25 protein-coding genes are annotated in these 24,157 nt (G+C 30.5%); 15 read left to right on the top strand and 10 right to left on the bottom strand.

Annotated features, from left to right (window positions below):
• The first annotated feature begins 43 nt into the window (after positions 1–43).
• Both ACIQ06_RS04485 and ACIQ06_RS04480 read left to right on the top strand, forming a co-directional pair.
• The gene (locus ACIQ06_RS04485; protein ID WP_396144075.1) at positions 44–1,963 is read left to right on the top strand and encodes a transglutaminase family protein; all 1,920 of its coding nucleotides are present in this window, start codon (positions 44–46) and stop codon (positions 1,961–1,963) included.
• Positions 1,964–1,971: 8 nt separating this feature from the next.
• Positions 1,972–4,125: a hypothetical protein gene (locus tag ACIQ06_RS04480; RefSeq protein ID WP_396144074.1), complete on the top strand. Its 2,154-nt coding sequence runs from the start codon at positions 1,972–1,974 to the stop codon at positions 4,123–4,125.
• Positions 4,126–4,163: 38 nt separating this feature from the next.
• Here ACIQ06_RS04480 and ACIQ06_RS04475 read toward each other — a convergent pair whose 3' ends face one another.
• On the bottom strand, positions 4,164–5,120 hold the full coding sequence (locus ACIQ06_RS04475) for an ion channel (protein ID WP_396144073.1): 957 nt from the start codon (positions 5,118–5,120) through the stop codon (positions 4,164–4,166).
• Between the two features lie 223 nt (positions 5,121–5,343).
• On the opposite strand from ACIQ06_RS04475, the gene ACIQ06_RS04470 reads away from it, so the two are divergent.
• A complete protein-coding gene (locus ACIQ06_RS04470; protein ID WP_396144072.1) occupies positions 5,344–6,105 on the top strand; it encodes an NYN domain-containing protein in 762 nt (253 codons plus the stop codon).
• A 30-nt stretch (positions 6,106–6,135) separates the two neighbouring features.
• On the opposite strand, the gene ACIQ06_RS04465 is transcribed toward ACIQ06_RS04470, so the two are convergent.
• Positions 6,136–6,528, bottom strand: a complete 393-nt coding sequence (locus tag ACIQ06_RS04465) for a hypothetical protein (RefSeq protein ID WP_344815144.1) — start codon at positions 6,526–6,528, stop codon at positions 6,136–6,138.
• A 234-nt stretch (positions 6,529–6,762) separates the two neighbouring features.
• Between ACIQ06_RS04465 and ACIQ06_RS04460 the strand changes: the two genes are divergently transcribed.
• The 7 genes from ACIQ06_RS04460 to ACIQ06_RS04430 all read left to right on the top strand — a co-directional run bounded on the left by ACIQ06_RS04460 (position 6,763) and on the right by ACIQ06_RS04430 (position 12,540).
• The gene (locus tag ACIQ06_RS04460) at positions 6,763–7,317 is read left to right on the top strand and encodes a hypothetical protein (protein WP_396144071.1); all 555 of its coding nucleotides are present in this window, start codon (positions 6,763–6,765) and stop codon (positions 7,315–7,317) included.
• A 288-nt stretch (positions 7,318–7,605) separates the two neighbouring features.
• Entirely contained in the window at positions 7,606–8,064 is a 459-nt protein-coding gene (locus tag ACIQ06_RS04455; RefSeq protein WP_396144070.1) for a VOC family protein, read from the top strand.
• 254 nt (positions 8,065–8,318) lie between these two features.
• Positions 8,319–8,822, top strand: coding sequence for a hypothetical protein (locus ACIQ06_RS04450; RefSeq protein WP_396144069.1), 504 nt, complete (start codon positions 8,319–8,321; stop codon positions 8,820–8,822).
• 33 nt (positions 8,823–8,855) lie between these two features.
• Entirely contained in the window at positions 8,856–9,923 is a 1,068-nt protein-coding gene (locus ACIQ06_RS04445) for a hypothetical protein (protein WP_396144068.1), read from the top strand.
• Positions 9,924–10,034: 111 nt separating this feature from the next.
• Positions 10,035–10,595 carry a TPM domain-containing protein gene (locus ACIQ06_RS04440; RefSeq protein ID WP_396144067.1) on the top strand — a complete coding sequence of 187 codons (561 nt, stop codon included), beginning with the start codon at positions 10,035–10,037 and terminating at the stop codon, positions 10,593–10,595.
• Positions 10,596–10,652: 57 nt separating this feature from the next.
• On the top strand, positions 10,653–11,123 hold the full coding sequence (locus ACIQ06_RS04435; RefSeq protein WP_396144066.1) for a hypothetical protein: 471 nt from the start codon (positions 10,653–10,655) through the stop codon (positions 11,121–11,123).
• Positions 11,124–11,172: 49 nt separating this feature from the next.
• Complete coding sequence (locus ACIQ06_RS04430) at positions 11,173–12,540, top strand: S41 family peptidase (RefSeq protein ID WP_396144065.1); 1,368 nt, start codon at positions 11,173–11,175, stop codon at positions 12,538–12,540.
• Between the two features lie 153 nt (positions 12,541–12,693).
• On the opposite strand, the gene carB is transcribed toward ACIQ06_RS04430, so the two are convergent.
• Both carB and rpmH read right to left on the bottom strand, forming a co-directional pair.
• On the bottom strand, positions 12,694–15,546 hold the full coding sequence (gene carB / locus ACIQ06_RS04425) for a carbamoyl-phosphate synthase large subunit (protein WP_396144064.1): 2,853 nt from the start codon (positions 15,544–15,546) through the stop codon (positions 12,694–12,696).
• Between the two features lie 165 nt (positions 15,547–15,711).
• Positions 15,712–15,873: a 50S ribosomal protein L34 gene (gene rpmH, locus ACIQ06_RS04420; protein WP_007136275.1), complete on the bottom strand. Its 162-nt coding sequence runs from the start codon at positions 15,871–15,873 to the stop codon at positions 15,712–15,714.
• Positions 15,874–16,026: 153 nt separating this feature from the next.
• Here rpmH and ACIQ06_RS04415 point away from each other — a divergent pair, with 153 nt between their 5' ends.
• Complete coding sequence (locus ACIQ06_RS04415; protein ID WP_298304187.1) at positions 16,027–16,542, top strand: DUF2892 domain-containing protein; 516 nt, start codon at positions 16,027–16,029, stop codon at positions 16,540–16,542.
• Positions 16,543–16,680: 138 nt separating this feature from the next.
• On the opposite strand, the gene ACIQ06_RS04410 is transcribed toward ACIQ06_RS04415, so the two are convergent.
• Both ACIQ06_RS04410 and ACIQ06_RS04405 read right to left on the bottom strand, forming a co-directional pair.
• Positions 16,681–17,574: a lytic transglycosylase domain-containing protein gene (locus tag ACIQ06_RS04410; RefSeq protein WP_396144063.1), complete on the bottom strand. Its 894-nt coding sequence runs from the start codon at positions 17,572–17,574 to the stop codon at positions 16,681–16,683.
• Positions 17,575–17,624: 50 nt separating this feature from the next.
• On the bottom strand, positions 17,625–18,281 hold the full coding sequence (locus ACIQ06_RS04405; RefSeq protein ID WP_396144062.1) for an alpha/beta hydrolase: 657 nt from the start codon (positions 18,279–18,281) through the stop codon (positions 17,625–17,627).
• A 106-nt stretch (positions 18,282–18,387) separates the two neighbouring features.
• Between ACIQ06_RS04405 and ACIQ06_RS04400 the strand changes: the two genes are divergently transcribed.
• Complete coding sequence (locus tag ACIQ06_RS04400) at positions 18,388–18,672, top strand: GNAT family N-acetyltransferase (protein WP_298304181.1); 285 nt, start codon at positions 18,388–18,390, stop codon at positions 18,670–18,672.
• Between the two features lie 112 nt (positions 18,673–18,784).
• On the opposite strand, the gene ACIQ06_RS04395 is transcribed toward ACIQ06_RS04400, so the two are convergent.
• Positions 18,785–19,270, bottom strand: coding sequence for a hypothetical protein (locus ACIQ06_RS04395; RefSeq protein ID WP_396144061.1), 486 nt, complete (start codon positions 19,268–19,270; stop codon positions 18,785–18,787).
• Positions 19,271–19,466: 196 nt separating this feature from the next.
• Between ACIQ06_RS04395 and ACIQ06_RS04390 the strand changes: the two genes are divergently transcribed.
• Entirely contained in the window at positions 19,467–19,808 is a 342-nt protein-coding gene (locus ACIQ06_RS04390; RefSeq protein WP_298304178.1) for a hypothetical protein, read from the top strand.
• Positions 19,809–19,842: 34 nt separating this feature from the next.
• On the opposite strand, the gene mtaB is transcribed toward ACIQ06_RS04390, so the two are convergent.
• A complete protein-coding gene (gene mtaB / locus ACIQ06_RS04385) occupies positions 19,843–21,186 on the bottom strand; it encodes a tRNA (N(6)-L-threonylcarbamoyladenosine(37)-C(2))-methylthiotransferase MtaB (protein ID WP_396144060.1) in 1,344 nt (447 codons plus the stop codon).
• A 199-nt stretch (positions 21,187–21,385) separates the two neighbouring features.
• Between mtaB and ACIQ06_RS04380 the strand changes: the two genes are divergently transcribed.
• Positions 21,386–21,763 carry an STAS/SEC14 domain-containing protein gene (locus ACIQ06_RS04380; RefSeq protein ID WP_396144059.1) on the top strand — a complete coding sequence of 126 codons (378 nt, stop codon included), beginning with the start codon at positions 21,386–21,388 and terminating at the stop codon, positions 21,761–21,763.
• Positions 21,764–21,833: 70 nt separating this feature from the next.
• Here ACIQ06_RS04380 and ACIQ06_RS04375 read toward each other — a convergent pair whose 3' ends face one another.
• Together ACIQ06_RS04375 and ACIQ06_RS04370 are read right to left on the bottom strand one after the other, a co-directional pair.
• On the bottom strand, positions 21,834–23,009 hold the full coding sequence (locus tag ACIQ06_RS04375) for a GlmU family protein (RefSeq protein WP_396144058.1): 1,176 nt from the start codon (positions 23,007–23,009) through the stop codon (positions 21,834–21,836).
• A 130-nt stretch (positions 23,010–23,139) separates the two neighbouring features.
• The gene (locus ACIQ06_RS04370; protein WP_345090026.1) at positions 23,140–23,391 is read right to left on the bottom strand and encodes a type B 50S ribosomal protein L31; all 252 of its coding nucleotides are present in this window, start codon (positions 23,389–23,391) and stop codon (positions 23,140–23,142) included.
• A 223-nt stretch (positions 23,392–23,614) separates the two neighbouring features.
• Between ACIQ06_RS04370 and ACIQ06_RS04365 the strand changes: the two genes are divergently transcribed.
• Positions 23,615–24,157 carry a DUF4199 domain-containing protein gene (locus ACIQ06_RS04365; RefSeq protein ID WP_396144057.1) on the top strand — a complete coding sequence of 181 codons (543 nt, stop codon included), beginning with the start codon at positions 23,615–23,617 and terminating at the stop codon, positions 24,155–24,157.

Below are 24,157 nucleotides of genomic sequence, written 5' to 3'. Positions count from 1 at the left end.
AACAGAAGTTTTTTTTTGTATATTTCGAAAAAATTGAAAATCAATGAAAATCACTACTCGATTTGCACTTCTATCTTTGATTATTCCAACAATGGTAGTTGCTCAAAAAAATATCGATCCTACTCCTGAAGATGTTGTTTTAGCTAAAAAAATTAGAACTACCTATGATAAAGACGATGTTGCCATCTTAGAAAGCACAGAAAACGTAACCTTCGATTTGAACAAGACTGAATCAAAAGTTATTGTTAATCATTCTATCAACGAGAAGTTAATGAATATCAATCATAGAGCTGCTATTCAGAAATATGAATTTTATGATAGCGAATCTAAAATTGAAACTTTCAATCTTAAATATCGAAATGACAAAAGCGTAGGAAGTTATGTTGTAGATGAATTTTACAAAGACAATGACCTTTTCTACAACGATGCACGTGTAAAACATATGGTGGTAAATTTTCCTGTACAAGGATACATTTACAACTATGAACTTGAAAAAAAATATGAAGATGTTAAGTATTTTACTTCTTTGTACTTCAATGACGAATTCCCAGTCTTAAAAAAACAAATTGTAGTTACAGTTCCTGAATGGCTAAATGCAGAATTAAAAGAATTTAATTTTGATGGTGCAAAAATCACTAAATCTCAAACTAAAGATTCTAAAAACAACACTATTTATACTTATACAATTAACGATGTTCCTGCATTATATAAAGAAGAAGATGCACCAGGACGAAGCTACTTGTATCCACATATTTTAGTTATTGCAAAGTCATACAAACTAAAAGGTAAAGATGTTGCTCTATTTGGTTCAACAGCCGATTTATACAAATGGTACAAGTCGTTGGTAGATTTAATGAAAGATGATACTTCCGTTTTAAAAAGCAAAGTGACAGAACTTACTGCATCAGCTAAAACCGATGAAGAGAAAATAAAAAACATTTATTATTGGGTTCAAGATAACATCAGATACATCGCTTTTGAAGACGGGATTGCTGGTTTCAAGCCAGATGAGTCTAATCATGTATTCGAAAAACGCTATGGCGATTGCAAAGGAATGGCAAATCTTATCAAGCAAATGCTAAAATTAGCAGGATTTGATGCCAGACTTACTTGGATTGGAACGAAACATATTGCTTATGACTACAAAACTCCATCATTAGCAGTAGACAATCACATGATTTGCACTCTATTTCACAAAGGCAAAAAGTACTTTTTAGACGGTACAGAAAAATTCAATTCCTTTGGTGAATATGCAGAACGTATTCAAAACAAAGAAGTAATGATTGAAGATGGTGACAAGTTTATTATTGATAAAGTTCCAACAGCTTCTCATGAAAGTAATAAAGAAATTTTTAAAGCCAATCTTTCTATAGAAAACGAAAAACTTCAAGGAACTTGTTCTAAAAGTTATTTAGGAGAAAGCCGCGCGCAATTCTTATACATTTACAGCACTTTCAAAAATGATAAAAAGAACGAAACACTTGACAACTACTTATCAAAAAGCGAAAAAAATACTCTAGTAACAAACATTAAAACATCCGATTTAAAAAATCGTGACGCCAAACTTACCATTGATTATAATGTAAATGTTGCTAATAAAGTTTCAAGTTTTGATAACGAAATGTATGTCGATTTAGAATACATGAATGAGTTTAAAGGATTCGAATTAAAAGATAGAAAAACTGATTATCAATTTGATTTCAAGAAAAATTACGAATCAACGGTTTCATTAGCTATTCCTGCAGGTTATTCTGTGACCAAAATCCCAACAGATTTAGTTGTTAAAGAAGGTAATTTTGATATTGCACTTACTTTTCAAAAAACAGACAAAGAAATCATTTACAAAAAATCATTTATCTTTAAAAACGGAGAAATAAAAGCCTCTGAAATGACAAAATGGAATGATTTCATCAAAAATCTAATCGCCAATTATAACCAACAAATTACTTTCACAAAACAATAAAATTACTAATGAAAAAACTATTTCTTTACTTATTCCTAATAATAAGTAGTGCATCTTTTGCCCAAGACAAAGCCGAAATCAAAGAATTTTTCTGGGGAAAATCAGACAAATACAAAACAGCAACAACAATTCCTGAAAAATGGAAAAATGAATCGGCTGTAATTATTTATAAATATGAATATTACAATTACCATAAATTTGGAGCAAGTGTAACCTACACGTCTGCCATTAGAAAAAGAATTAAATTACAAGATCAAGCTGCAGTCACTGAGTTTTCTGAGTTTTCTTATAAAGATAAATTTTATTCTAACAAAGGAATGCGTTCTTTAGGAAAAGGAACCAATGTTGTAGGAATCAAAATTGTAAAATCAACAGGAAAAGAAATTGATGTTGACATTGAAAAAAATGCCAAAGAAGTTGACAAAGAAAAGAAAATAGCTATCGCAAATCTTGAAATCGGTGATATCATTGATTTTTACTATTACAGCGTTGAGCCTTTCAAATCTATCTATGAATTTGGTTTCGAACCAGAAGAATCTCCGCTTGGTGATGTTTATCCTACTATGGATATGAAACTTGCGTTTGATACAGAAAATGACTTTTTTGTAAATTTCAACACATACAATGGTGCGCCAGAATTAATAGAAATTCCAACTAAAAATAGTGGTGAAAGAAAATACGAATTAAATGCTAAAGACATTGAAAAGAATGAATTTCCGCGTTGGTTTTTACCTTTAGCTGAATTACCTTGTTATAAATTTCAAGTATTTTTTGCACGTTCAGGAAAATTTGAAAAACGTGCTGATGCCTTTTTATCAAATTCTGAAAAAGTTATAAAGAAAACCGTTTCTAAAGAAGATATTTTTAATTACTACGATGAGAAATTTCGTCCAGATGGAAGTTTAAGTGTAATTAACGATTTCCTTAAAGGTAAAACATTTGCTAGTGATGAAGAAAAAATTAGAGAAGTCTATTACTACACTAGACACATGTTCTTCACACAATTTATTGAAGCTTTCATTATTAGTGATGCAACTAAATTCTACGCTTTAAGTGTTTATAGTAATCCAATCTTTTTTAGAACCGAAGAATCGTTTGTAAACTACTTCATGGAATTCCTTAAAAAGAACAATTACGATTACGATATTATAGTAGCTACACCAAAATACAATGGCTCAATAGATGATTTATTGATTCAGAAAAACGTAAATGTATTATTGAGAGTAAATACTAAAACACCAATGTATTTAGAATATTTCTCTCCATATACTAGTGCTGATCAATTCAATTACAATTTAGAAAACAGCAAAGCTTATGCGCTTCAAGTTGCTAAAGGAAAGAAAGTGGTAGATGCAGTAAACGTAAATTTACCAGCGAGTACAATGCAAGACAACGTTTCAAAAATTAACTCTCTTGTAACTATCTCTGACGATTTTTCTGGACTTAAAGTCAAAAAAGAATCTTCTTATTTTGGACATTTGAAAGAAAACGAACAAAGCGACAAATTCTACTACTTTGATTATGCGTTTGAAGACTATGCTAAATACGGAACGAAGTCGGTAATTGAATATGTAAAAAACAAAAAAGATAAAGAACGCTATGGCAAAGAAATTGACGCTGTTGTAAATAAATTGAAAGAACAACAAAAAGAAGCGTTCAAAAAAGCTACAGCCGAAGAATATGATTTTGAAATAGACGACCACAAATTTACCATCAAAAGTACAGGTCGTTTCGGGAAAAAATCTCCATTAGTATACGAAGAGGATTTTTCAATTAAAAACAACCTTATAAAAAAAGCTGGTGAAAATTACCTTATCGAAATTGGAAAACTAATCACCTCGCAAGTAGAAATTGACAAAAAAGAAAAAGAACGTAAAAACAACGTTTACATGGTTTACCCACGCTCTTTCGAAAACGAAATCACATTAGACATTCCTGCAGGTTACACTGTTGCCGGATTAGACAAACTAAACAAAAAAGTAGAAAACGAAACTGGCGGATTTGTAAGTTCAGCTACAGTTAGCGGCAACAAACTTACTATCAAAGCCGTTAAATATTATAAAAACTACTACGAACCAAACAGCAATTGGAACAAAATGATTCAGTTCTTAGATGCTGCTTATCAGTTCACTCAAGAAAAAGTTTTATTAAAGAAAAACTAAACCAAAAAAAACGCTCGAAATATAATCGAGCGTTTTTTTTATAACCTTACTTTCTCAAAAAGATTGAGTTTATCGATATGTAAAATAGTCTTGTTTTCATCTTCGCTTCTAGTAAACATTGGTAAATATTTAGCACCATAAACCACTTCGTCAAACGTATATGAAGTTCGTTTTACAACCGTTGTACTATACATATCATCAAACAATTTGATAAAGACAATAACTTCACCAATCGTGTTCTTAATATCATCGGCTGTCAATTGATATAACGGACTATCCTCAGTTATGGGATGCACCAAAGTCCAACTTAACGTCAACGCATTTACCTTTTCTAATTCTAACTTCAATTGGTAAAACTTATTCACCATTTTGCCATTTTCCTCAACATGAAGACCGAGCGTTACTTTAGCTTCAGCTTCAGTCAAATTAGCATTTTTATATGGTGCCAATCTCAACATTAAAGCCGTTTTATCTTGATATGGAGCAATAATCGCATTTTCAGAAAAAACTATATGAGCTCTAGGTTGACTAAATCTTCCATAAAACAAACCAGTTGCAATAGCAAAACTCAACAATCCAAAAAGCGCTTCTACCGAAGCCACAAAGCTCGCCAAAAATCCACTCGGACTAATATGACCATAACCCACAGTTGTATAGGTTTGAATACTAAAGAAAAACGCCTGACCAAATTTATCTAAAGCCGAAACCGCACTAATACCTCTCAAATGCTCCACTCCTATCAACACATAAATCGAAGCAAAAGCACAATTCACCAAAAAGTAAAAGGACAAAATAATAAAGAAAAACTTCCATCTCGGAATCGTCAACATCGTGTGATACCAACTAATTCCTTCAAAAAAACCAATTCCTGTTTTTCTTACATTCGCATTACCCGATTTCGTCACAAAACGACCACCATAACTCGATGCGTTTGCGCCAAAACCAGAGTTTTTATCATCTTGAGCTTTGCTATTTATTTTCTTTTTAAAAGCCATTATTTTAAGTATTAAAAGCCAATCCAGCTATACGTTACAAGCATTATCTAAAAAAGCACATTTTTGTAAGTTGTAAAAAGAGCTTCTCAGGTCGCTTTTTTACAACAACAAAAATAGCACTTTTTTACACAATGGCTTTCCACTACTATCTGGGCTAAAAACGTCCTGATTTTCATAGCACTATTAGTTTAATTCACTACATTTGATAATCTAAAACAATCCCATGACTACTAAAAACGACCTAAAATTTGCTGTTCTCATCGATGCAGATAACGTTCCTTATGCCAACGTAAAAGAAATGTTTGAAGAAATCGCCAAATACGGAACACCAACATTCAAGCGAATTTATGCCGATTGGACCAAACCAACCGTTTCAGGTTGGAAAAACGTTTTGTTAGAAAACGCCATAACTCCTATTCAACAATACAGTTATTCTACAGGAAAAAATGCAAGCGATAGCGCATTAATCATAGATGCTATGGACATTCTTTATACCGGAAAAGTAGACGGATTTTGCATTGTCTCAAGCGATTCCGATTTTACACGATTGGCAACAAGACTTCGAGAAGCTGGCATGAAAGTTATTGGAATTGGAGAAAAGAAAACCCTAACGCCATTCATCACAGCTTGCGACAAATTCATCTATATAGAAATTCTTAAAAAACCAGATTTAGAACCAATAGTAGAAAGTAGCAACAAAAAAACTACTAAAACTACAAAAGCTACCAACAGTCCAATAAGTAAAATAGATCCAAAAATCATTAAACTTCTAGCCGATAGTATATCCGATTTGGAAGATGAAAACGGTTGGGCATTTTTAGGAGAATTAGGAAATCTAATGCTAAAAAAGAAACCCGATTTCGATCCAAGAAACTATGGTTTTCCTAAAATGTTGGCGCTTATCAAAAACATCAATCGTTTCGAAATCGACGAACGCGAAAGTGGTAAAAACAACATCAAACACATTTATGTAAGAAGAAAGTAAAAGTCGAGAAGTAACTTGCTTTTAGAAGATTTACATATAATAAGTTTCTTCCACTTGAATACCATTTTTTTCTAGAATGGCAAAAAGGTACATACTTTGGTTTGGATCATATTTTTCAGTGCCACTTTGGTACCATTTAGCCAAAACATTCAACTGAAAATTAGTATAACCATCAGTATCTGGTGGCAAACCTAGCAAACCAGCTAACAGAAAATCTTCCAAAACCTTTTTAGTAACAATACGCTTCGGAATTCCGTCAATGATATAGCCGTTTCTATTTTCATAATCCAGTCGACCCGAGACAAATCCAGAGTGAAAAGCATCATTATACTTCACCTCATCATAATCGATGTAAGGATTCAAACCATTTGAATAACCATTCAAATAATCTTGTCTATAAGTTGGATCAAAAATATTTTCCATAGAGCTAATTGCTATGTTATTGTAAATTTCAAATCAAACTTAATAACAATAAAACAACAATTAATTAAAAATCGTTTAACGGAAAAAAAACTCTTTAAACCACAGCCACCTTGACGTTCATCGATAAAATTGGAAGTTTTTCAAGTGCTCACAATTAAATTCACAACCAAGAATAAAATTACATTTCTAAAAGATTCTTGTCTTTTTTGATTATTTTTACTTTTATAAATTAAATTGATAGCGGCTGTATATAAGTTAGCGGTAACTATAATGAACGAGATAAATCCAAATAGAATCACATTTTATAAATTCCTAAATGAAGACATTTCAAAGGAATCGTTAGAGAATTGGATTTACGAAAACAAAGAACTTGAAAAACTTATTCAAAAAGACCATTACAATGATTTGCTTGCATTTAATTATAAAGGTAGAGAGACTAAAGATTATATAAAATCAGTAGTTGAAAAAAACTTTGATTGGCAAGAATTTGAAAAATGGAGAACAATTGAGCTACTTGAGAAAATAAAAAGTGGAAAAATTGAACTTGTTTTAGCATCGCGCAGATTAAGACAACTATATCTAGAGCAAGAAGAAGAAATTGGTAAACCATATGTTTCTATACGTTTAGCAATTGGTTATGAAAGCTTGCTTGATAATTGCCCAATAGAATCTGAATATCATCTTTGGAATTTAGATTCTCTAAAAAAACAACTTGAACCGATAGAATGGTATAGAGACGATTTTTTGATTGATGTTAACAAAGAACTTACAGAATTAATAAAGACATAAAAAAACCAGCTTCTCAAAAAGTTCCTTATAAAAGCTACGCAAACGTCTCCTGACTTTGCGTAATTTTTATAATTCCCTTGACATTTATAGATAAAATTGGGAGATTTTTTCAAGTGCCCACAATTAAATTCACAACCAAGAATAAAACTGCATTTCTATGAGAATCTTGTCTATTTTGATTATTTTTACTTTTATAAATTATTTTAATGAGGCTGTATACAAGTTTGTAGTAATGGTTCAACCGAAGCTTAACTGAATGACAATAAAATGTTTAAACATATAAAAACTATGATAAAAGGACTTTATGAAACTCATTTATTTGTCGAGAATTTAGAAATATCAATTGAATTTTATAAAAATATTCTTGGACTTGAACAATGCTATTTCGAAGAAGAAAGACGAGCAGCATTTTTTTGGATTGGAAAACCTAAAGCAGCAATGTTAGGACTTTGGGAAAAACCGAAATCAGAAATTGACAAGCGACATTTTGCTTTTCTGTGCGAGAAGGAATTTATTTTGACACAAGCGTCTGATTTTTTAAATGAAAAAGGGTTAAAACCATACAACTTTTTAAATGACGGAACTGACAAACCAATGGTTTTTGCGTGGATGCCTGCAATTGCAATATATTTTAATGACCCAGACGGACATTACCTTGAATTTATTTCAATTTTAGACGAAGAAGCAAGACCAGAATTGGGAGTAATTTCATATAACAAATGGACAAATCGAGATAAGTTAGCGTAAAAATAAGCACTACTCCAGCTTCGCAAAGAGTTCCTTATAAAAGCTAAGCAAATGTCTCATGACTTTGCGTCATTTTTACAATTACCTTGACATTTAACGATAAATTGGAAGTTTTTCAAGGGCTCACAAATAAATTCACAACTAATTATAAAATTGCGTTTCTAAGAGATTCTTGTCTATTTTGATTATTTTTACTTTTATAAATTGTGTTGTGACTATATCCAAGTTATAGTCACTTTACCTAGAAATCGAAAATGAAGTTAAGCAAAAGAATAAAACATATTTTAGAAAACATAGTACTAATACTTTTCTCTTTTATTTATGTTTTCGTAATTCAAATTGGATTAGAAAAACAAAATATTAGTTTAGATAAAACGAGAAAGGCAACTAATGTTGTTGAAAATTCTGGAATTGGTATTCATTATGGTAGCAAAGGGATAAAATCCAATGTCTTTTTTATAAAACTAAAAAATATTGAAGAAAAATTTGGAGTTTATAGATTTTCAAAAAATTATAACGATTTACTTCAACTTGTAAAAATTGGTGATACTATAACTTTATATTTCAATGAAGACTCTTATAAAAAAAGAAACATAAATATTGATTTAATTCAAATTGAGAAAAAAAATAAAATTATACTTCCAAAATCAGAATATGAAAAAAAAGAAGGATCCTTAATTTATATTGGAATCGGAGGTTTACTAGCTAATATAATTATCATGTACTACAATAGAAAAAAATACCTCAAAACAATTTAAAATAAAAGCGACTGCTAACAGCGTTTTGCTACAATGCCTCCTTTAGGCATAATTGAAAAACTCACAGCTTCGCAAAGAGTTCCTTTAAAAGCTACGCAAACCACAGGAAATTATGACAGGTTTAACCAAAAAAACAACAAAATGAGAATTAAAACAGTACATTTTTTACTTTTTATATCAACTTTAGCATTTAGTCAAACTAAAGAAAAAATATCATTAGAATGGAAAATATCCAAAAATGACACTTTGAAATATCAAACTACAATGAATGCTATTAAAGTAGAAAGCGAATTTTCAAATAAAAATGACTCTACTTCTATTTTCTCTGGAAAAGACTTTGAGAAAATCCGAGAATCACTTTCTGAAATTAATTCTGCTATGAAATATCAAACTAATCTTTTCGTAAACAAGAAAGATGAAAAACTGATAGATATTGAAATGCTAATGTTTAATGATGAAAAAGATAATTCTGCTGAAAAATTAAAAGAAATGATGTCTCAATTAAATGTTGAGAATCAACAAAAAGAAAAAAAGAAAAAAAGCAAAGATAAGATTGATGAAATAGAAAAAGATAGTTTAAACTTTAAAAACCTTTTCAAAGATTTAGTTGGTTTAAATGGCAACGTCGTTTTAAGAGGAAGAATTACTAATGGTGGAGAAATTATAAGTACATATTATAAAAATTCTCAAAAAAATCTAATTTCAATATTATTTGAACTTCCAAATAGGGAGGTTGAAATTGGAGAAAAATGGAAACTCAACTTAAGTTTAATCGAAATGGATCAAAACTTTGTTTGTGACAGCTTAAGTAAAGAAAACTCAGTTTATATTGAACAAATCATAGAAAAAGATGGTGACAAAATTGCTATAATAAAATATAATATAAGTGAGTATGTAAACGGAGATTTTAGCAATCCAATGGGTGGAATCTTTGGAATGGAAACTAACAAAAAAACATTTATGAAAATTTCTCATATTGCAACTGGTTACTTTTCTATTCTTAAAGGAAAATGGATTAATTATGAAGGTATAATGGAAACTGAAAGTAATATTTCATTGTTTGGAGGAAAATCAAAAACAGAATTTAAACTAATAGAATGAAACAAAACAGCTTCACAAAAAAGTTCCTCAAAAAAGCCACGCAAATGTCTCTTTACTTTGCGTCATTTTTACAATTACGTATACGTTCATCAATAAAATCAAACATAATAAATGAAACAAATTTTTAAATATTTCTTTTTACTTTTTTTTGCTATTAATATTAATGCGCAGAATATAGAAAATGCAGAAAAAGACAGCTTAAAAATAAAATCAGTTGAACTTTTTAGAGAAATTTATTGGAATAATATACCAAAGCCTGTAAGTTGGACAAATGATTATGAAGACTTATTTTCCGATTTAGAACAAACAAAACTTGATAGTATTATCTCAAAATTTGAAAGAGAAACATCAATTGAAATTTCAATAGTAACGATAGATACAATAAAAACATCTAAAGAAAAGTTTGATGATTTGACTTTGCATATAGCACAAACTTGGAATATCGGAAAAGTTGAAAAAGATAACGGAATATTAATCGGAATTTCAAAAGGCTACAGAAGAATTAGAATTCAAAATGGTAATGGAATTGAAAAAATTGTAACAAATGAAGAAACTAAAGAAATAATCGAAAACTATTTCATACCAGAATTTAAAAAAGGTGAATATTATAATGGTACTTTAAATGGTTTGTGTGAAATTATTAGAATTTTGAAAGACAAATCGGAAAAATAAAAAAGTAAGTTGAGAAACGTTGAAGCAATAATACAGCAGAAGACGAAAAAATAAAAAATGAAGTCAAAAATAGATATAACTGAATTTAGAAATCGATTAAAAGAGAATACTAAAATTGGCTCGCCAAAACATAAAATTCCATTAGTTTTCTTTTCGCTTTTTACTGAAAATTCAAAATGCTTTTACGGAAATTTTGACAATTCAACCTTTGAGATCATAAAAAATTCTAATTTTTTTCCAAGTTTTTATTTTCTAAAAGGAACATATAAAAACATTGAAAAAAGTTTAATTGTAAATTACACTATTGAACCTTTGGGCAAATTAAGAGTTGCTTATATAAAATACTTTCCAGTTATTGCACTGATTATCTTTAACTCTATTTTTTACCTTCATGCAAAACCACCAATAGAAATATACATCATATCTAATTTATTCATAGTTTTCATCTCTATCATTTCGAGACTGAACATAATACGACAAAATAGAAACTTGAAAAGAAAATTCAATAAAATGTTTGAAATAAATTAATAAAAAAAATAAAGCGTAATAGTCCTAAAAAACCGTAAAAAACACAAAAATGAAAAAAATATTATTGTTTCTATTTCTTTATACTTCAAATATATCTTTTGGACAAATTCCAAACACATTAAGTTCTTCCGATAAAATATTTGGTTTGTCAAAATTTTGGCAAGAGGTTAATTATAACTTTGTTTACCTTGATAAAGTAGATAGAAAAATGTGGGATAATAAATATAAAGAACTTATTAACACTATTCCAAATACTAAAAATGATTACGAGTATTACCGTGAATTGCAAAAGTTTTGTGCTTTACTTAATGATGGTCATACGAATATTTTTTTTCCAAGAGGCATTGAACAAATGAATACAATGTTTGGCGATTACCGAATCTTCATTGAGAATATTGACGAAAAAGCAATAATTGTCAGAACTAATTTATCTAAAAAAGATGAAATTCCTTTAGGAAGCGAAATCATAGAGGTTAACAATAAAAAAACATTACAATACATAACTGAAAATGTAAAGCCTTATTTATCATCTTCAACTGAGTATGTTAAAAATAATGAAAGTTTCTCATCATTATTAAAAGGTATGGATGGAGAAACTTTCAAAATAAAAATTAAGAAACCTAACAATGATATTACCGAATTAACTTTAACACACAAAAGAACGGAAGAAAAAGAAGTTTATCCAGATTTTGAAGCTCAAAGAAATTTACTGGATTTTAAATGGATAAATGAAGAAACTGCATATGTTGCCTTAAATTCTTTTGCTGATAAAAAAATTGATAGTTTGTTTATTAATAAGTTACCAGAATTATATAAGGCAAAGTCGCTAATTATTGACTTACGTAATAATGGAGGTGGAAGTACCAATATTGGTTTAGACATTTTGAAATATTTGACAAACGACAAGAAAATTTATGGTTCAAAAAGTTCAAGTCGACTTCATATTCCTACTTTTAAAGCTTGGGGGAAATATATTGAACCAAAAGATAGTTTGAAAGATGAATGGTCAAAAAAAGCATATGCTACTTTTAATGATAATTATTATTATAACTTTGAATATGAACCTACTAAGATTAAGTTAAATGCAAAACGAATAGTTATTCCGACAGTAATTTTAATCGGTAATAACACTGCATCAGCTGCAGAAGATTTTCTTATTTATGCAGACAACCAAAAACATATGACAAAAATAGGAACAAATACTTTTGGAAGCACGGGTCAACCATTTTCATTTAGTTTGCCAGGTGGTGGAAGTGCTAGAATATGCACCAAAAAAGATACGTATCCTGATGGAAGAGAATTTGTTGGGTATGGAATTAAGCCCGATATTGAAATTAAACCAAGTTTTGCTGACTATCTAAAAAAGAATGATATTGTTTTAGAAAAAGCAATTGAATATTTAAAAAAAAATAAGTAATAAGGCTAACAACTTTGCTAAGCAAAGAGTTCTTTTAAAAAGTTACGTAAATGTCTCCTGACTTTACGCCCTTTTCATTTGATTAAAAACATTCAAATAATAATGAATTTTTTAACAATAAAAAAATCCCGACTCACATCGGGATTTTCTATTTTATTTACTCAAGTACATTTTTCTTCTGCTGTATAATTCGTAGAATTGATCGTCTTTTAAATCGTCTATGAACAAAATACTTTCACCTGTAGATTTCATTTCTGGTCCGAGTGCTTTGTTAACATCTTTAAACTTACTGAAAGAAAAAACTGGTTGCTTAATCGCATAACCTTTCAACTGCGGATTGAAAGTAAAATCGGTTACTTTGTTTACACCAAGCATTACTTTAGTGGCATAATTCACATAAGGTTCGCCATAAGCTTTTGCAATAAATGGAACCGTTCTCGATGCTCTTGGATTGGCTTCGATAATATAAACCGTATCGTCTTTTATCGCAAATTGGATGTTTATCAATCCAACTGTTCTTAACGCCAAAGCGATTTTCTTAGTATGATCTTTTATTTGTTGCATCACAAACTCACCTAAATTAAATGGTGGCAAAGTCGCATTAGAATCACCTGAGTGGATTCCACAAGGTTCGATGTGTTCCATAATACCTATGATGTACACGTTTTCTCCATCACAAATCGCATCGGCTTCTGCTTCAATTGCACCATCTAAATAATGGTCAAGTAATAATTTATTTCCTGGAATCGATTTTAATAAATCAATTACATGTTCTTCTAATTCTTGTTTGTTGATGACAATTTTCATTCCTTGTCCACCCAAAACATACGATGGACGAACTAACAATGGAAAGTCTAACGTATCTGCCAATTTCGAAGCTTCATCAGCACTTTCTGCAATTCCAAACTTCGGAAACGGAATATTTAATTCGGTTAATAATTCAGAGAAACGTCCTCTATCTTCGGCTAAATCTAAAGCGTCGAATGAAGTTCCAAGAATTTTAATTCCGTATTTAGATAATTTCTCTGCTAGTTTTAATGCCGTTTGTCCACCTAATTGCACGATAACTCCTTCTGGTTTTTCGTGACGAATGATGTCGTAAATGTGTTCCCAAAAAACTGGTTCGAAATACAATTTATCAGCTGTATCAAAATCGGTAGAAACCGTTTCAGGATTACAATTAATCATAATCGTTTCGTAACCACATTCTTTCGCAGCCAAAACTCCGTGAACACAAGAATAGTCAAATTCAATTCCTTGTCCAATTCTATTTGGTCCCGAACCTAAAACTACAACTTTCTTTCTATCAGTTACTATACTTTCGTTATGAACGTATCTTTCGCCATTAGCCGTTTGAATTTCAGCTTCAAAAGTTGAATAGTAATAAGGTGTTTTTGCTTTGAATTCGGCAGCACAAGTATCCACCAATTTATAAACACGCTTGATGTTCATCTCATCACGCAATTTATAAACCTGACTTTCCAAACAACCCAACATGTGTGCAATTTGTCTGTCACCATAACCTTTTTGCTTTGCTTCAAGTAATAATTCTTTTGGCAAAGTATCTATTTTATAGTTTGTGATTTCTCTTTCTAACGAATACAATTCTTCGTATTGTTTCAAGAACCACATATCAATTTTAGTAATTTCGTGAATTCTACTCAACGGAATTCCCATTGCGATTGCATCGTAAATTACAAAAACTCTATCCCAACTTGCGAAAGTCAGTTTCTCAATAATTTGTTCGTAGTTTTTATAACCTTTTCCGTCAGCTCCTAGTCCATTTCGTTTAATTTCAAGCGATTGCGTTGCTTTATGAAGCGCTTCTTGAAACGAACGACCAATTCCCATAACTTCACCAACCGATTTCATTTGAAGTCCCAAAGTTCTATCAGCTCCTTCAAATTTGTCGAAATTCCAACGCGGTATTTTTACGATTACGTAATCTAAAGTTGGCTCGAATAACGCTGAAGTCGATTTTGTAATTTGGTTTTGAAGTTCATCTAAATTGTATCCTAATGCTAATTTCGAAGCGATTTTTGCAATTGGATAACCTGTAGCTTTTGATGCTAAAGCAGAAGAACGAGAAACTCTCGGATTGATTTCGATAGCCACAATATCTTCTTTTTCATCTGGTGAAACAGCGAATTGCACGTTACAACCTCCAGCAAAATTTCCGATGGAACGCATCATTAAAATCGCCATATCACGCATCTTTTGAAACGTTGTATCCGATAAAGTCATTGCTGGCGCAACTGTAATTGAATCTCCGGTATGAATTCCCATTGGATCCATATTTTCTATCGAACAGATGATTACTACGTTGTCGTTTTTATCGCGTAAAAGTTCTAATTCATATTCTTTCCAACCTAGTAATGCTTTGTCAATCAGCACTTCGTGAATTGGTGACATTTCTAAACCGTAAGTTAGTTTTTCGTCAAATTCTTCTTTGCTGTGTACAAATGCTGCTCCAGTTCCACCAAGTGTAAACGATGGACGAATTACTAGAGGAAAACCAAATTCTTGAGCAATTTCTTTACCTTTTAAGAACGAAGTTGCCGTTTTTGCTGGCGCTGCAGGAATACCAATTTTTTCTAATAATTGTTTGAATTGTTCGCGGTCTTCGGTAATATTGATAGCATTAACATCAACACCTATCATTCTTATATTAAAATCTTCCCAAATTCCTTTTTCATCGGCTTCTAAACAAAGATTTAACGCTGTTTGTCCACCCATTGTTGGAAGAACAGCATCAATTTGAGGATGCTCTTTTAGAATTTGGATGATTGATTTCGTTGTTAATGGCAATAAATAAACATGATCGGCCATACTTGGGTCGGTCATAATGGTTGCAGGATTGGAATTGATAAGGATTACTTCAATTCCTTCTTCACGAATAGAACGTGCCGATTGTGAACCTGCGTAGTCAAATTCGCATGCTTGCCCAATAACGATTGGACCTGAACCAATAATTAAAACCGATTTGATTGAATTGTCTTTTGGCATTGTAGTTAGTTTGTAGTGTGTTGTTATGTTGTTTTTTCAAAGATAATCTGTTTGATTTGAAAAGTAAAAAAATGATGGTTTAAACTTATCAAATTTTATAAACAGGTTTAAAAAAAAGCCGCTACTAATAAAAGTAACGGCTTGATATTGATTAGAATCTAATCATTATTTTTTGTGTCTTGGTTCGCAAGATACTGTCAATTTATGTCTTCCTTTAGCTCTACGACGCGCAAGGACTTTTCTTCCATTTGCAGAAGCCATTCTGTCCATAAATCCGTGTTTATTTCTTCTTTTTCTTTTCGATGGTTGAAACGTTCTTTTGCTCATTGCTTTTTATCTTTAAAATCGTATAATAATCTTTTCTTGAGGTCTTTTTTAAACCGAGTGCAAATATACAACGATTTTTATTACTTGCAAGTAGTTTTTTAAAAATATTTTAATTTCTATTTATTATCTTTGCAAACTTAAAAATACACTATTATGTTTCACAGAAATATCAAACTTATTTTAACAGGTTTAATCTTTATCGCCGCTATTTGGCAATTTACAGAAGGTAATATCGGAAATGGAATTTTTCTTATCTTATTGTCATTAATTCCTTTGTTTCTTTATTTTAAAAATGAATATATTTTAATGGCTTTCTTACAGTTACGTAAACAAAACTTTGAAGGTGCAAAAAAATGGTTAGCCAAAATAAAAAACCCTGAAACAGCTTTGGTTCAAAAACAACAAGGATATTACAACTACCTTCAAGGATTAATGTTATCACAAACTAATTTAATTCAAGCTGAGAAATACTTCAAGAAAGCAATTGAATTAGGTTTAAATATGGACATGGATTTAGCTGTAGCAAAATTAAATCTAGCTGGTGTAGCCATGTCTAGAAGAAGAAAATTAGAAGCAACCAACCTTATCAACGAAGCTAAAAAGCTAGACAAACAAGGAATGCTGAATGATCAGATAAAAATGATGAAAGAACAGATGAAGAAAATTTAGTATTCAGTTAGCAGTGTTCAGTATTCAGTTATGACAATACTTAAATAAAAAAGTTCGCAAAAATTGCGAACTTTTTTATGTTCAAAATATTTCTGCCAACTGAACACTGAACACTGCCAACTGAACACTGCCAACTGACTAATATCCTTCCGTTGGAATTTCAATCAAATACTTTTTCTTAGTTGCGTTAACTAATTTCTTGTCTCTCAACCAAGGATTGTGGATTTTTAAAATTTTGTAATTGATTCCTTGTGATTTTGCAAATGTTGCTAAATCAGTTATAGAACTATCAACTTCAATAGTTTTAGTTGGAATGTTATCATACAATTCATATTTTGAAACATCAAAACCATAAAGTGATGGGTTTTTCATGATTTCTTTCAAAGCTAAAATTCTGAAAACATATCTTGATGTTTCATCTGTTAACAATAAATCATAATAATCTGTAACTTTTTGCTCTGTAATTTTGTTGTTTACACCTGTCATCCCTCCATTATAAGATGCAGCTGCAAGAGTCCAGCTTCCAAATTTCTCTTTGGCTTTCAATAAATATTTACAAGCTGCTTCGGTAGATTTCTGAAGATGATAACGTTCGTCAACACCATCATTAACTTCCATTCCTTTTTCTTTGGCAGTATCTGGCATAAATTGCCAAACACCTCTTGCTCCAGCTGAAGAAACCGCATTAGTCAACGAACTTTCAATAACAGCTAAATATTTAAAATCATCTGGAACTCCATACTGTTTTAAGATAGGCTCAATAACAGGAAAAGCTCTATTAGCACGTTTTAAAATTAGTATTGTAGAAGAATGTAAATTAGCATTGATTAATAATTCTCTGTCAAATCGCTCTTTTACGTCCGCTATTTGCAAAGGCGCTTTTTCACCAGCAAAGTCAATTTTTGCTGGAAAATATTGAGACGTACCTTCTTTAAATTGTTTTTCCTTTTGTTCGCCAGAAGTTGCATAAATAAACGCTCCACTAACTAAAACTAATAGTGCAGTTGCACCTAAAATTTGTATCTTTCTCATATTCCAATTGTATATTTTTCAAAGCTACAAAAATCAATCCAAAATCAAAATCATTCTAAAATTATCTTTGGTAAATTTGTGTTAAACCATCGATATTTACTTAGAATCATTGCATGAGTTCCTCCTTTTACATTAATAAAACCTTTAATATGTTTGGCAGGAAAAACTTCGTCAGCATCTCCATGAATATGAACAACTTCCATATCAATTTTAGTTCTATCCCAACAAATCATTTGCTCAATTGCCCAATCTAAGTATTCTTTATTGCGCATATGAAGGTATTTCTCGTAAAGTTTTAATTTCTTTTTCAAGGTATCGCCAAAAGCGTATTTGGTCAATAGTTCAACATCTTGAAGCAAACCTGTAGGAAGTAATTTATAGGCTTTAGTAGTTTTAGCAATTTTCATTCTTCGAGGTAATTCATTATTGCTACGAACACTTGAAACGATAATGATTTTTTTAGTAGTAAGAAACTGTTTCATTTCCTGAACTAAAACGCCTCCAAAGGAAACTCCAATCAAAACCACATTATCATGAGTTACTTTTTTTGCCATACGTTTGGCATAATCAACAAGCAATTCATTCTTTTCTGGCAGAAACCAGTGTAATAAGTGTACTTCGAAAGTGTCTTTTGGCAAATCAATCATTTCAAAGATTGTTGGACTTGCAGCGAGACCTGGCATAAAATAAACGTGTATCTTACTCATATTTTAACTTATTTCGGTGGCTTTATCCATATTTTATTCCGAAATTTGCATAAAATTAATTTATTTATCCCACTTATACATGAACTCAGAGTTAATTTTAGAAAAAATGGAAATTAAAGACAATACATTCGCTAGACAGTTTGAAACTTTGGTCGATGGAAAGTTGGTTTCTGTTGAATATTCGTTTCAAGAAAAAAAGATTTTCCTAACAAGAATCAATACTTTTGATGGATTCGACAATGAAGAATTTATTAATGATTTATTGAAGAATATTATGGAAATTGCTTACGAACGTAAATTAAAAGTGGTCCCTATTCTTCCTAAAATTGCATTGTTTTTTAGAAAAAATACAACTTATAGAGATTTATTGCCTCCAGGAATTAAAATATAAATTTTTTAGTAAATTCAAAAAAAAACCAAAAATCATGACTACATCGATTTTTGGTTTTTTTTTGATAAAGAATTAAAGGATAATTCTATTTTTTATTGAGTATTTGAAACAACTATTGTTTTGTAAAAACATATTTAATAGCATAATTTTCGGTTGTATTGTTATCTAAATTTCCTAGCACAATTCCGCTGCCTACTTCCATTGTTAATGTGTTTCCGTCTAATACCAAATTAACTGTTTCATTATTTTCCTTGTAAAACGTAACTAAATTATTATTTTTAGTAAAATCAAAATTAAATGATACAAAAGAAGATGTTGAACTATATTCTATATTTTGATTTATGGTTTGCGAAAAGAAACCTATACTAGAAACATAACTTATAGTACCTGAAGTAGTATCAATAAAATTGATTTGCGAATTTGAAGCAATTTGAGTGAAGTTCTTTGTTAAAACACCATTTACAAGAATAGGATTTTCAGTTGTCAAAGACGTTAATTTCCAAACGCCTGCCATAGCAGAAGTTTTTGTAGTAGCATCATCATTAGAACAAGAAATAAAAAAGATTGCCATTACAAATAAAACACATTTTTTCATCATTGATTGTTTGATTTATTAATATCAAGAACAAAAATATAAAGCGAATTTCATTGTATGAAATAAAAACGTCTAAATGAGAAGAAATCGGTTAAACAGCCAATAACATTTAAAAATAGCCTAATCAGCTAAATAAATTAAAAACCTAAAACTCTTTACTGATAATTTAAATTAGAATTTTTTTTCATAATTTTATAGAATGAATTCCGAAGAACTAAACCTCAACATAATTTCATTTTTTGAAAACATCCAAAAATATTATGGTTGCAAAACCGAAATTACAGAAGGATTGTTTTCAGAATTGGAAGATTTAGATGCTAATCTTACTACATGGAATTTATCTGAATTTGATTTAATTCGTTCTGCATATCGCAACAATGGCAAACGATTTATGTTTGAAGGAAACTCTATGTACTATGAAATTTCTGGCGAAAGAATCATCGATTTCAAACAACCAGGAAGAAATAAATATGAATTTATAGAACAATACAGCGAATCTGTTTTTAGGATTACTAAAATTAGGTTTAACTATAAATATTAGAAAATCCAATTTTTAAAATTCCAAATTCCAATACTTAAACAGTTGGGATTTGGAATTTTTCGTTTTGGAATTTCAATCTCACACTTCCATCTTCATCTATTCTTGTCAAATTGATTTCGTGCAAAGTATTGACTAATTCTGGATTCCAAGGTGTTTTAACTTTTACGTAATTTTCTGTAAATCCGTGAATATAACCTTCCTTATTTTCACCTTCAAACAAAACAGTTCTGTTACTTCCTATTTGACTTTCATAAAAAGCACGACGTTTTTTCACAGATAATCCGCGAAGCATTTTACTTCTTTTAGATCTCACATTCATTGGAACTACATTTTCCATAGTTGCTGCTTCAGTATTGTCTCTTTCAGAATAAGTAAAAACGTGCAAATAAGAAATATCCAACTCATTTAAGAAATTATAAGTTTCTAAGAAATGTTCATCCGTTTCACCTGGAAAACCTACAATTACATCAACACCAATGCAAGCATGTGGCATCACTTTTCTAATGTTCTCAACTCTATCGACATAAACTTCACGTTGGTAACGACGTTTCATTTTACCCAAAATTTCATTACTTCCAGATTGCAATGGAATGTGAAAATGAGGAACAAAAGTTCTACTTTTTGAAACAAAATCGATTGTTTCGTTTTTCAACAAATTAGGTTCAATAGATGAAATCCTAAGACGTTCAATTCCTTCTACTTCGTCTAAAGCTTTTACTAAATCTAGAAAAGTATGTTCGTGTTTTTTGTTTCCGAATTCACCTTTTCCGTAATCACCAATATTTACACCAGTTAGAACTATTTCTTTAATGCCTTGTTGCGAAATTTCGAAGGCATTTTTCAATACATTTTCCAAAGCATCACTTCTTGAAATTCCGCGTGCTAATGGAATGGTGCAATACGTACATTTGTAATCGCAACCATCTTGCACTTTTAGAAAAGCACGAGTTCTATCGCCAATGGAATAACTTCCTACGTAAAAATCGGCTTCTTCAATTTCGCACGAATGCACTTCGCCCATATCGTTTTTGGACAAATCATTAATATAATCGGTAATTTTAAATTTTTCTGTAGCACCAAGAACTAAATCAACACCATCAACGGCAGCAAGTTCTTCTGGTTTTAATTGCGCATAACAACCAACGGCAGCAACAAATGCTTTATCGTTGAGTTTCATGGCTTTTTTTACTATTTGCTTGAATTGTTTGTCGGCATTTTCTGTAACTGAACACGTATTGATAACATACATATCAGCAACTTCTTCAAAATCTACTCTATCAAAACCTTCGTCTTGAAAATTACGAGCAATAGTTGACGTTTCTGAGAAGTTCAACTTGCATCCTAAAGTGTAGAATGCTACTTTTTTTCTGTTTTCCATAAGTAAACTCAATTAATGAAATCGTTGTCAAAAAATTGAGAGTGCAAATTTAGGCAAAAAATAAAAAAAGCCACAGATTCACAGATTAAAATTATTTTAAAATAGTAAAATATCAAGCATTTATGCAATATAACTTTACAATTATGTAATATTTCTAATTTATAATAAGTGAATTTTACATTGATAAAAAATTAATATTATGATAGTAGAAATAGCAAATGAAGGAAAAAAATTTATAGGTTTTAGAGCAGTTGGTGATATTAATGCAGATGATTTTACAACTGAAGTCATTCCAAAAGTTGAAGCTTTTGTAGCTAAATATGATACCTTAAATTATCTTTTACAAATTGAAACCGAATTATCAAATTTTACCGTTGGCGCTTGGCTTCAAGATGCAATCTTAGGAATAAAAGTGTTTTCAAAATGGAACAGAGCCGCAATAATAACCGACACTCAAGGCATCAAAATTTTCACTGAACTTTTTAGCAAAATTATGATTGGAGAATTTAAATGCTTTAATCATGATGAGTTGGACGCCGCTATTTCTTGGGTTTCTGAAGAAGATAAAAAAGAATAATCTCAAAATTAAAACAAAAAAACACATAACATTATTGCTATGTGTTTTTTATTTATGCTAGTTAAGTAATTTACTCTTTTCTATATTTCTTAGTTTCTTCAAAAATATGTTCCAATATTTTAGCATCTTCTTCTGTAAAATCTACGTGACGACGCGACATTACAATTTTAGCCGTTTGAAATGCTTTTGAAGTTAAGTAAGTTGTAAAACCTGAAGCGCCACCCCAAGAAAAACTTGGAACAAAATTTCTAGGAAAACCACTTCCAAAAATATTAGAAGAAACTCCTACAACAGTTCCTGTATTAAACATGGTGTTGATGCCACATTTGCTATGATCACCCATCATTAATCCGCAGAATTGGAGTCCGGTTTTGGCAAAACCTTCTGTTTCATAACTCCACAGACGAACTTCTTCGTAGTTATTTTTAAGATTTGAATTATTACTATCGGCTCCAATATTGCACCATTCACCAAGAACAGCATTTCCTAGAAACCCATCATGCCCTTTATTAGAATATCCGAAAAGAACTGAATTATTAACCTCTCCTCCAATTCTTGAATGTGGTCCGACAGTAGTTGCTCCATAAACTTTTGTAGCCAATTTTACTTGTGCTTCTTCACACAAAGCAAATGGTCCACGAATGACAGAACCTTCCATTATTTCGGAGTTTTTTCCTATATAAATTGGTCCTGTTGAAGCATTTAGTGTTACAAATTCAAGTTTTGCTCCTTCTTCAATAAATATATTTTCTGGAGATAAAACATTAACACTTTTTGGAATTGGTAGCGATGATCTACCTTCAGTAATTAGATCAAAATCTTCTCTAATTGCTGCATCATTTTTAGCAAAAATATCCCATGTATTTTCAACTGTTAGGCAATCTTCGTTGAATTCAATAATTTCGTATGTATCAAAATCAATTTCTTCTTGAGTATCGTTAGTATAAAAAGCTATTACTGCATCACCTTTAAAAATTGCCTGATTTTTTTCTAAACTTTTAACCATTTCTGATAAAACATCATTGGGCAAAAAAGAAGCATTAATCATTACATTATCTTCAAGTTCTACCATTGGATACTTTTCAGAAAGATATTCTTCAGTTAGAGTGGTTGTTGTATAACCTAAATATTTTTCCCACTTTTCACGAATAGTTAAAATTCCAATGCGAATTTCAGCAACTGGACGTGTGAATGTAAATGGCAAAAGTGCGTTTCGAACGGTTCCGTCAAATAATATATAGTTCATAATTTTTATTGTTTGAGACAATGCGTTGCATTATCTGTACTATTGCGAGTTCAAAGTTACAAAAGTTTAGTTCATAAAAAAACCTTCCAAAAAATTGGAAGGTCTTAATAAAATTTGAACAGCTAAAAAATTATTTTCCGTGTTTAGCGTATTTAGTTTTGAATTTATCAATACGTCCTGCAGTATCGATAAGTTTAGATTTACCTGTGTAAAATGGGTGAGATGTTCTAGAAATCTCCATTTTGTAAACTGGATATTCAACTCCTTCGTGAGTGATAGTTTCTTTAGTTTCAACTGTTGATTTAGTGATAAAAACATCTTCGTTTGACATGTCTTTAAAAGCAACTAATCTGTAATTTTCTGGGTGAATTCCTTGTTTCATTGTGTAAATCTTTTATTTGTTATGAAGTAGTTTGTTGTGAAGCTTTCATTATAAAAGGTATCAACTGGCTACAACTTTTAATTATTGTTTTTTATTTGAGAGTGCAAAAATACAACTATTTTTTAATTATCAAACCTTTAAAGCACTTTTTTTAATTGAATTATATATTCTACAATAATAATGGAATTACTATATTTGTGGATTAATTTTAAAGATAAAAAAAATGGATAATACTACTTCTCCTGCTAAATCAGGTTTAACTTATGGTCTTCTTTTTGGTGCAATAATGATTTTGGAATTTGTTGTAGGATATGTTATGAACATAGATCCTCAGACAAATCCAACTTATGGAGTTGTTATTAGTGTACTTAATTATTTAGTATTGCCATTACTTTTTATCTATTTAGGCTGCAATAATTATAAGACTAACATCAATTCAGGTTTTATTTCTTTTGGACAATGTTTAAAAATTGGGGTTACCATTTGTGTAATTGCAGGTTTAGTTTCAGCAATATTTTCAGGTGTATTTGGAATGATTTTTCCAGAATATTTTGAGGAAGTATTTGATAAAGTAGGAAAAATGATGGTTGAAAAAAATCCTGATATGCCATCAGAACAAATAGAGATGAGTATTTCTATGATGAAAAAATTCTCAAACCCAGCCATTTCAATTCCTATTACTGTATTAATGTTTGCTTTTATTGGATTAATTTGGTCTCTTATTGTAGGTGCAATTGTAAAAAAAGATCGTAATCAAAGTTTATAA

The organism is Flavobacterium sp., from assembly GCF_044341265.1.
GTDB lineage: Bacteria > Bacteroidota > Bacteroidia > Flavobacteriales > Flavobacteriaceae > Flavobacterium.
Note: the sequence above shows the minus strand (reverse complement) of the source record. Positions and strands in the feature narration are given on the sequence as shown.

Coding starts and splice junctions, on each gene's coding strand:
- ACIQ06_RS04485 (WP_396144075.1), top strand. CDS start 44: ATGAAAATCACTACTCGATTTGCACTTCTATCTTTGATTATTCCAACA.
- ACIQ06_RS04480 (WP_396144074.1), top strand. CDS start 1,972: ATGAAAAAACTATTTCTTTACTTATTCCTAATAATAAGTAGTGCATCT.
- ACIQ06_RS04475 (WP_396144073.1), bottom strand. CDS start 5,120: ATGGCTTTTAAAAAGAAAATAAATAGCAAAGCTCAAGATGATAAAAAC.
- ACIQ06_RS04470 (WP_396144072.1), top strand. CDS start 5,344: ATGACTACTAAAAACGACCTAAAATTTGCTGTTCTCATCGATGCAGAT.
- ACIQ06_RS04465 (WP_344815144.1), bottom strand. CDS start 6,528: ATGGAAAATATTTTTGATCCAACTTATAGACAAGATTATTTGAATGGT.
- ACIQ06_RS04455 (WP_396144070.1), top strand. CDS start 7,606: ATGATAAAAGGACTTTATGAAACTCATTTATTTGTCGAGAATTTAGAA.
- ACIQ06_RS04450 (WP_396144069.1), top strand. CDS start 8,319: ATGAAGTTAAGCAAAAGAATAAAACATATTTTAGAAAACATAGTACTA.
- ACIQ06_RS04445 (WP_396144068.1), top strand. CDS start 8,856: ATGCCTCCTTTAGGCATAATTGAAAAACTCACAGCTTCGCAAAGAGTT.
- ACIQ06_RS04440 (WP_396144067.1), top strand. CDS start 10,035: ATGAAACAAATTTTTAAATATTTCTTTTTACTTTTTTTTGCTATTAAT.
- ACIQ06_RS04435 (WP_396144066.1), top strand. CDS start 10,653: ATGAAGTCAAAAATAGATATAACTGAATTTAGAAATCGATTAAAAGAG.
- ACIQ06_RS04430 (WP_396144065.1), top strand. CDS start 11,173: ATGAAAAAAATATTATTGTTTCTATTTCTTTATACTTCAAATATATCT.
- carB (WP_396144064.1), bottom strand. CDS start 15,546: ATGCCAAAAGACAATTCAATCAAATCGGTTTTAATTATTGGTTCAGGT.
- rpmH (WP_007136275.1), bottom strand. CDS start 15,873: ATGAGCAAAAGAACGTTTCAACCATCGAAAAGAAAAAGAAGAAATAAA.
- ACIQ06_RS04415 (WP_298304187.1), top strand. CDS start 16,027: ATGTTTCACAGAAATATCAAACTTATTTTAACAGGTTTAATCTTTATC.
- ACIQ06_RS04410 (WP_396144063.1), bottom strand. CDS start 17,574: ATGAGAAAGATACAAATTTTAGGTGCAACTGCACTATTAGTTTTAGTT.
- ACIQ06_RS04405 (WP_396144062.1), bottom strand. CDS start 18,281: ATGAGTAAGATACACGTTTATTTTATGCCAGGTCTCGCTGCAAGTCCA.
- ACIQ06_RS04400 (WP_298304181.1), top strand. CDS start 18,388: ATGGAAATTAAAGACAATACATTCGCTAGACAGTTTGAAACTTTGGTC.
- ACIQ06_RS04395 (WP_396144061.1), bottom strand. CDS start 19,270: ATGATGAAAAAATGTGTTTTATTTGTAATGGCAATCTTTTTTATTTCT.
- ACIQ06_RS04390 (WP_298304178.1), top strand. CDS start 19,467: ATGAATTCCGAAGAACTAAACCTCAACATAATTTCATTTTTTGAAAAC.
- mtaB (WP_396144060.1), bottom strand. CDS start 21,186: ATGGAAAACAGAAAAAAAGTAGCATTCTACACTTTAGGATGCAAGTTG.
- ACIQ06_RS04380 (WP_396144059.1), top strand. CDS start 21,386: ATGATAGTAGAAATAGCAAATGAAGGAAAAAAATTTATAGGTTTTAGA.
- ACIQ06_RS04375 (WP_396144058.1), bottom strand. CDS start 23,009: ATGAACTATATATTATTTGACGGAACCGTTCGAAACGCACTTTTGCCA.
- ACIQ06_RS04370 (WP_345090026.1), bottom strand. CDS start 23,391: ATGAAACAAGGAATTCACCCAGAAAATTACAGATTAGTTGCTTTTAAA.
- ACIQ06_RS04365 (WP_396144057.1), top strand. CDS start 23,615: ATGGATAATACTACTTCTCCTGCTAAATCAGGTTTAACTTATGGTCTT.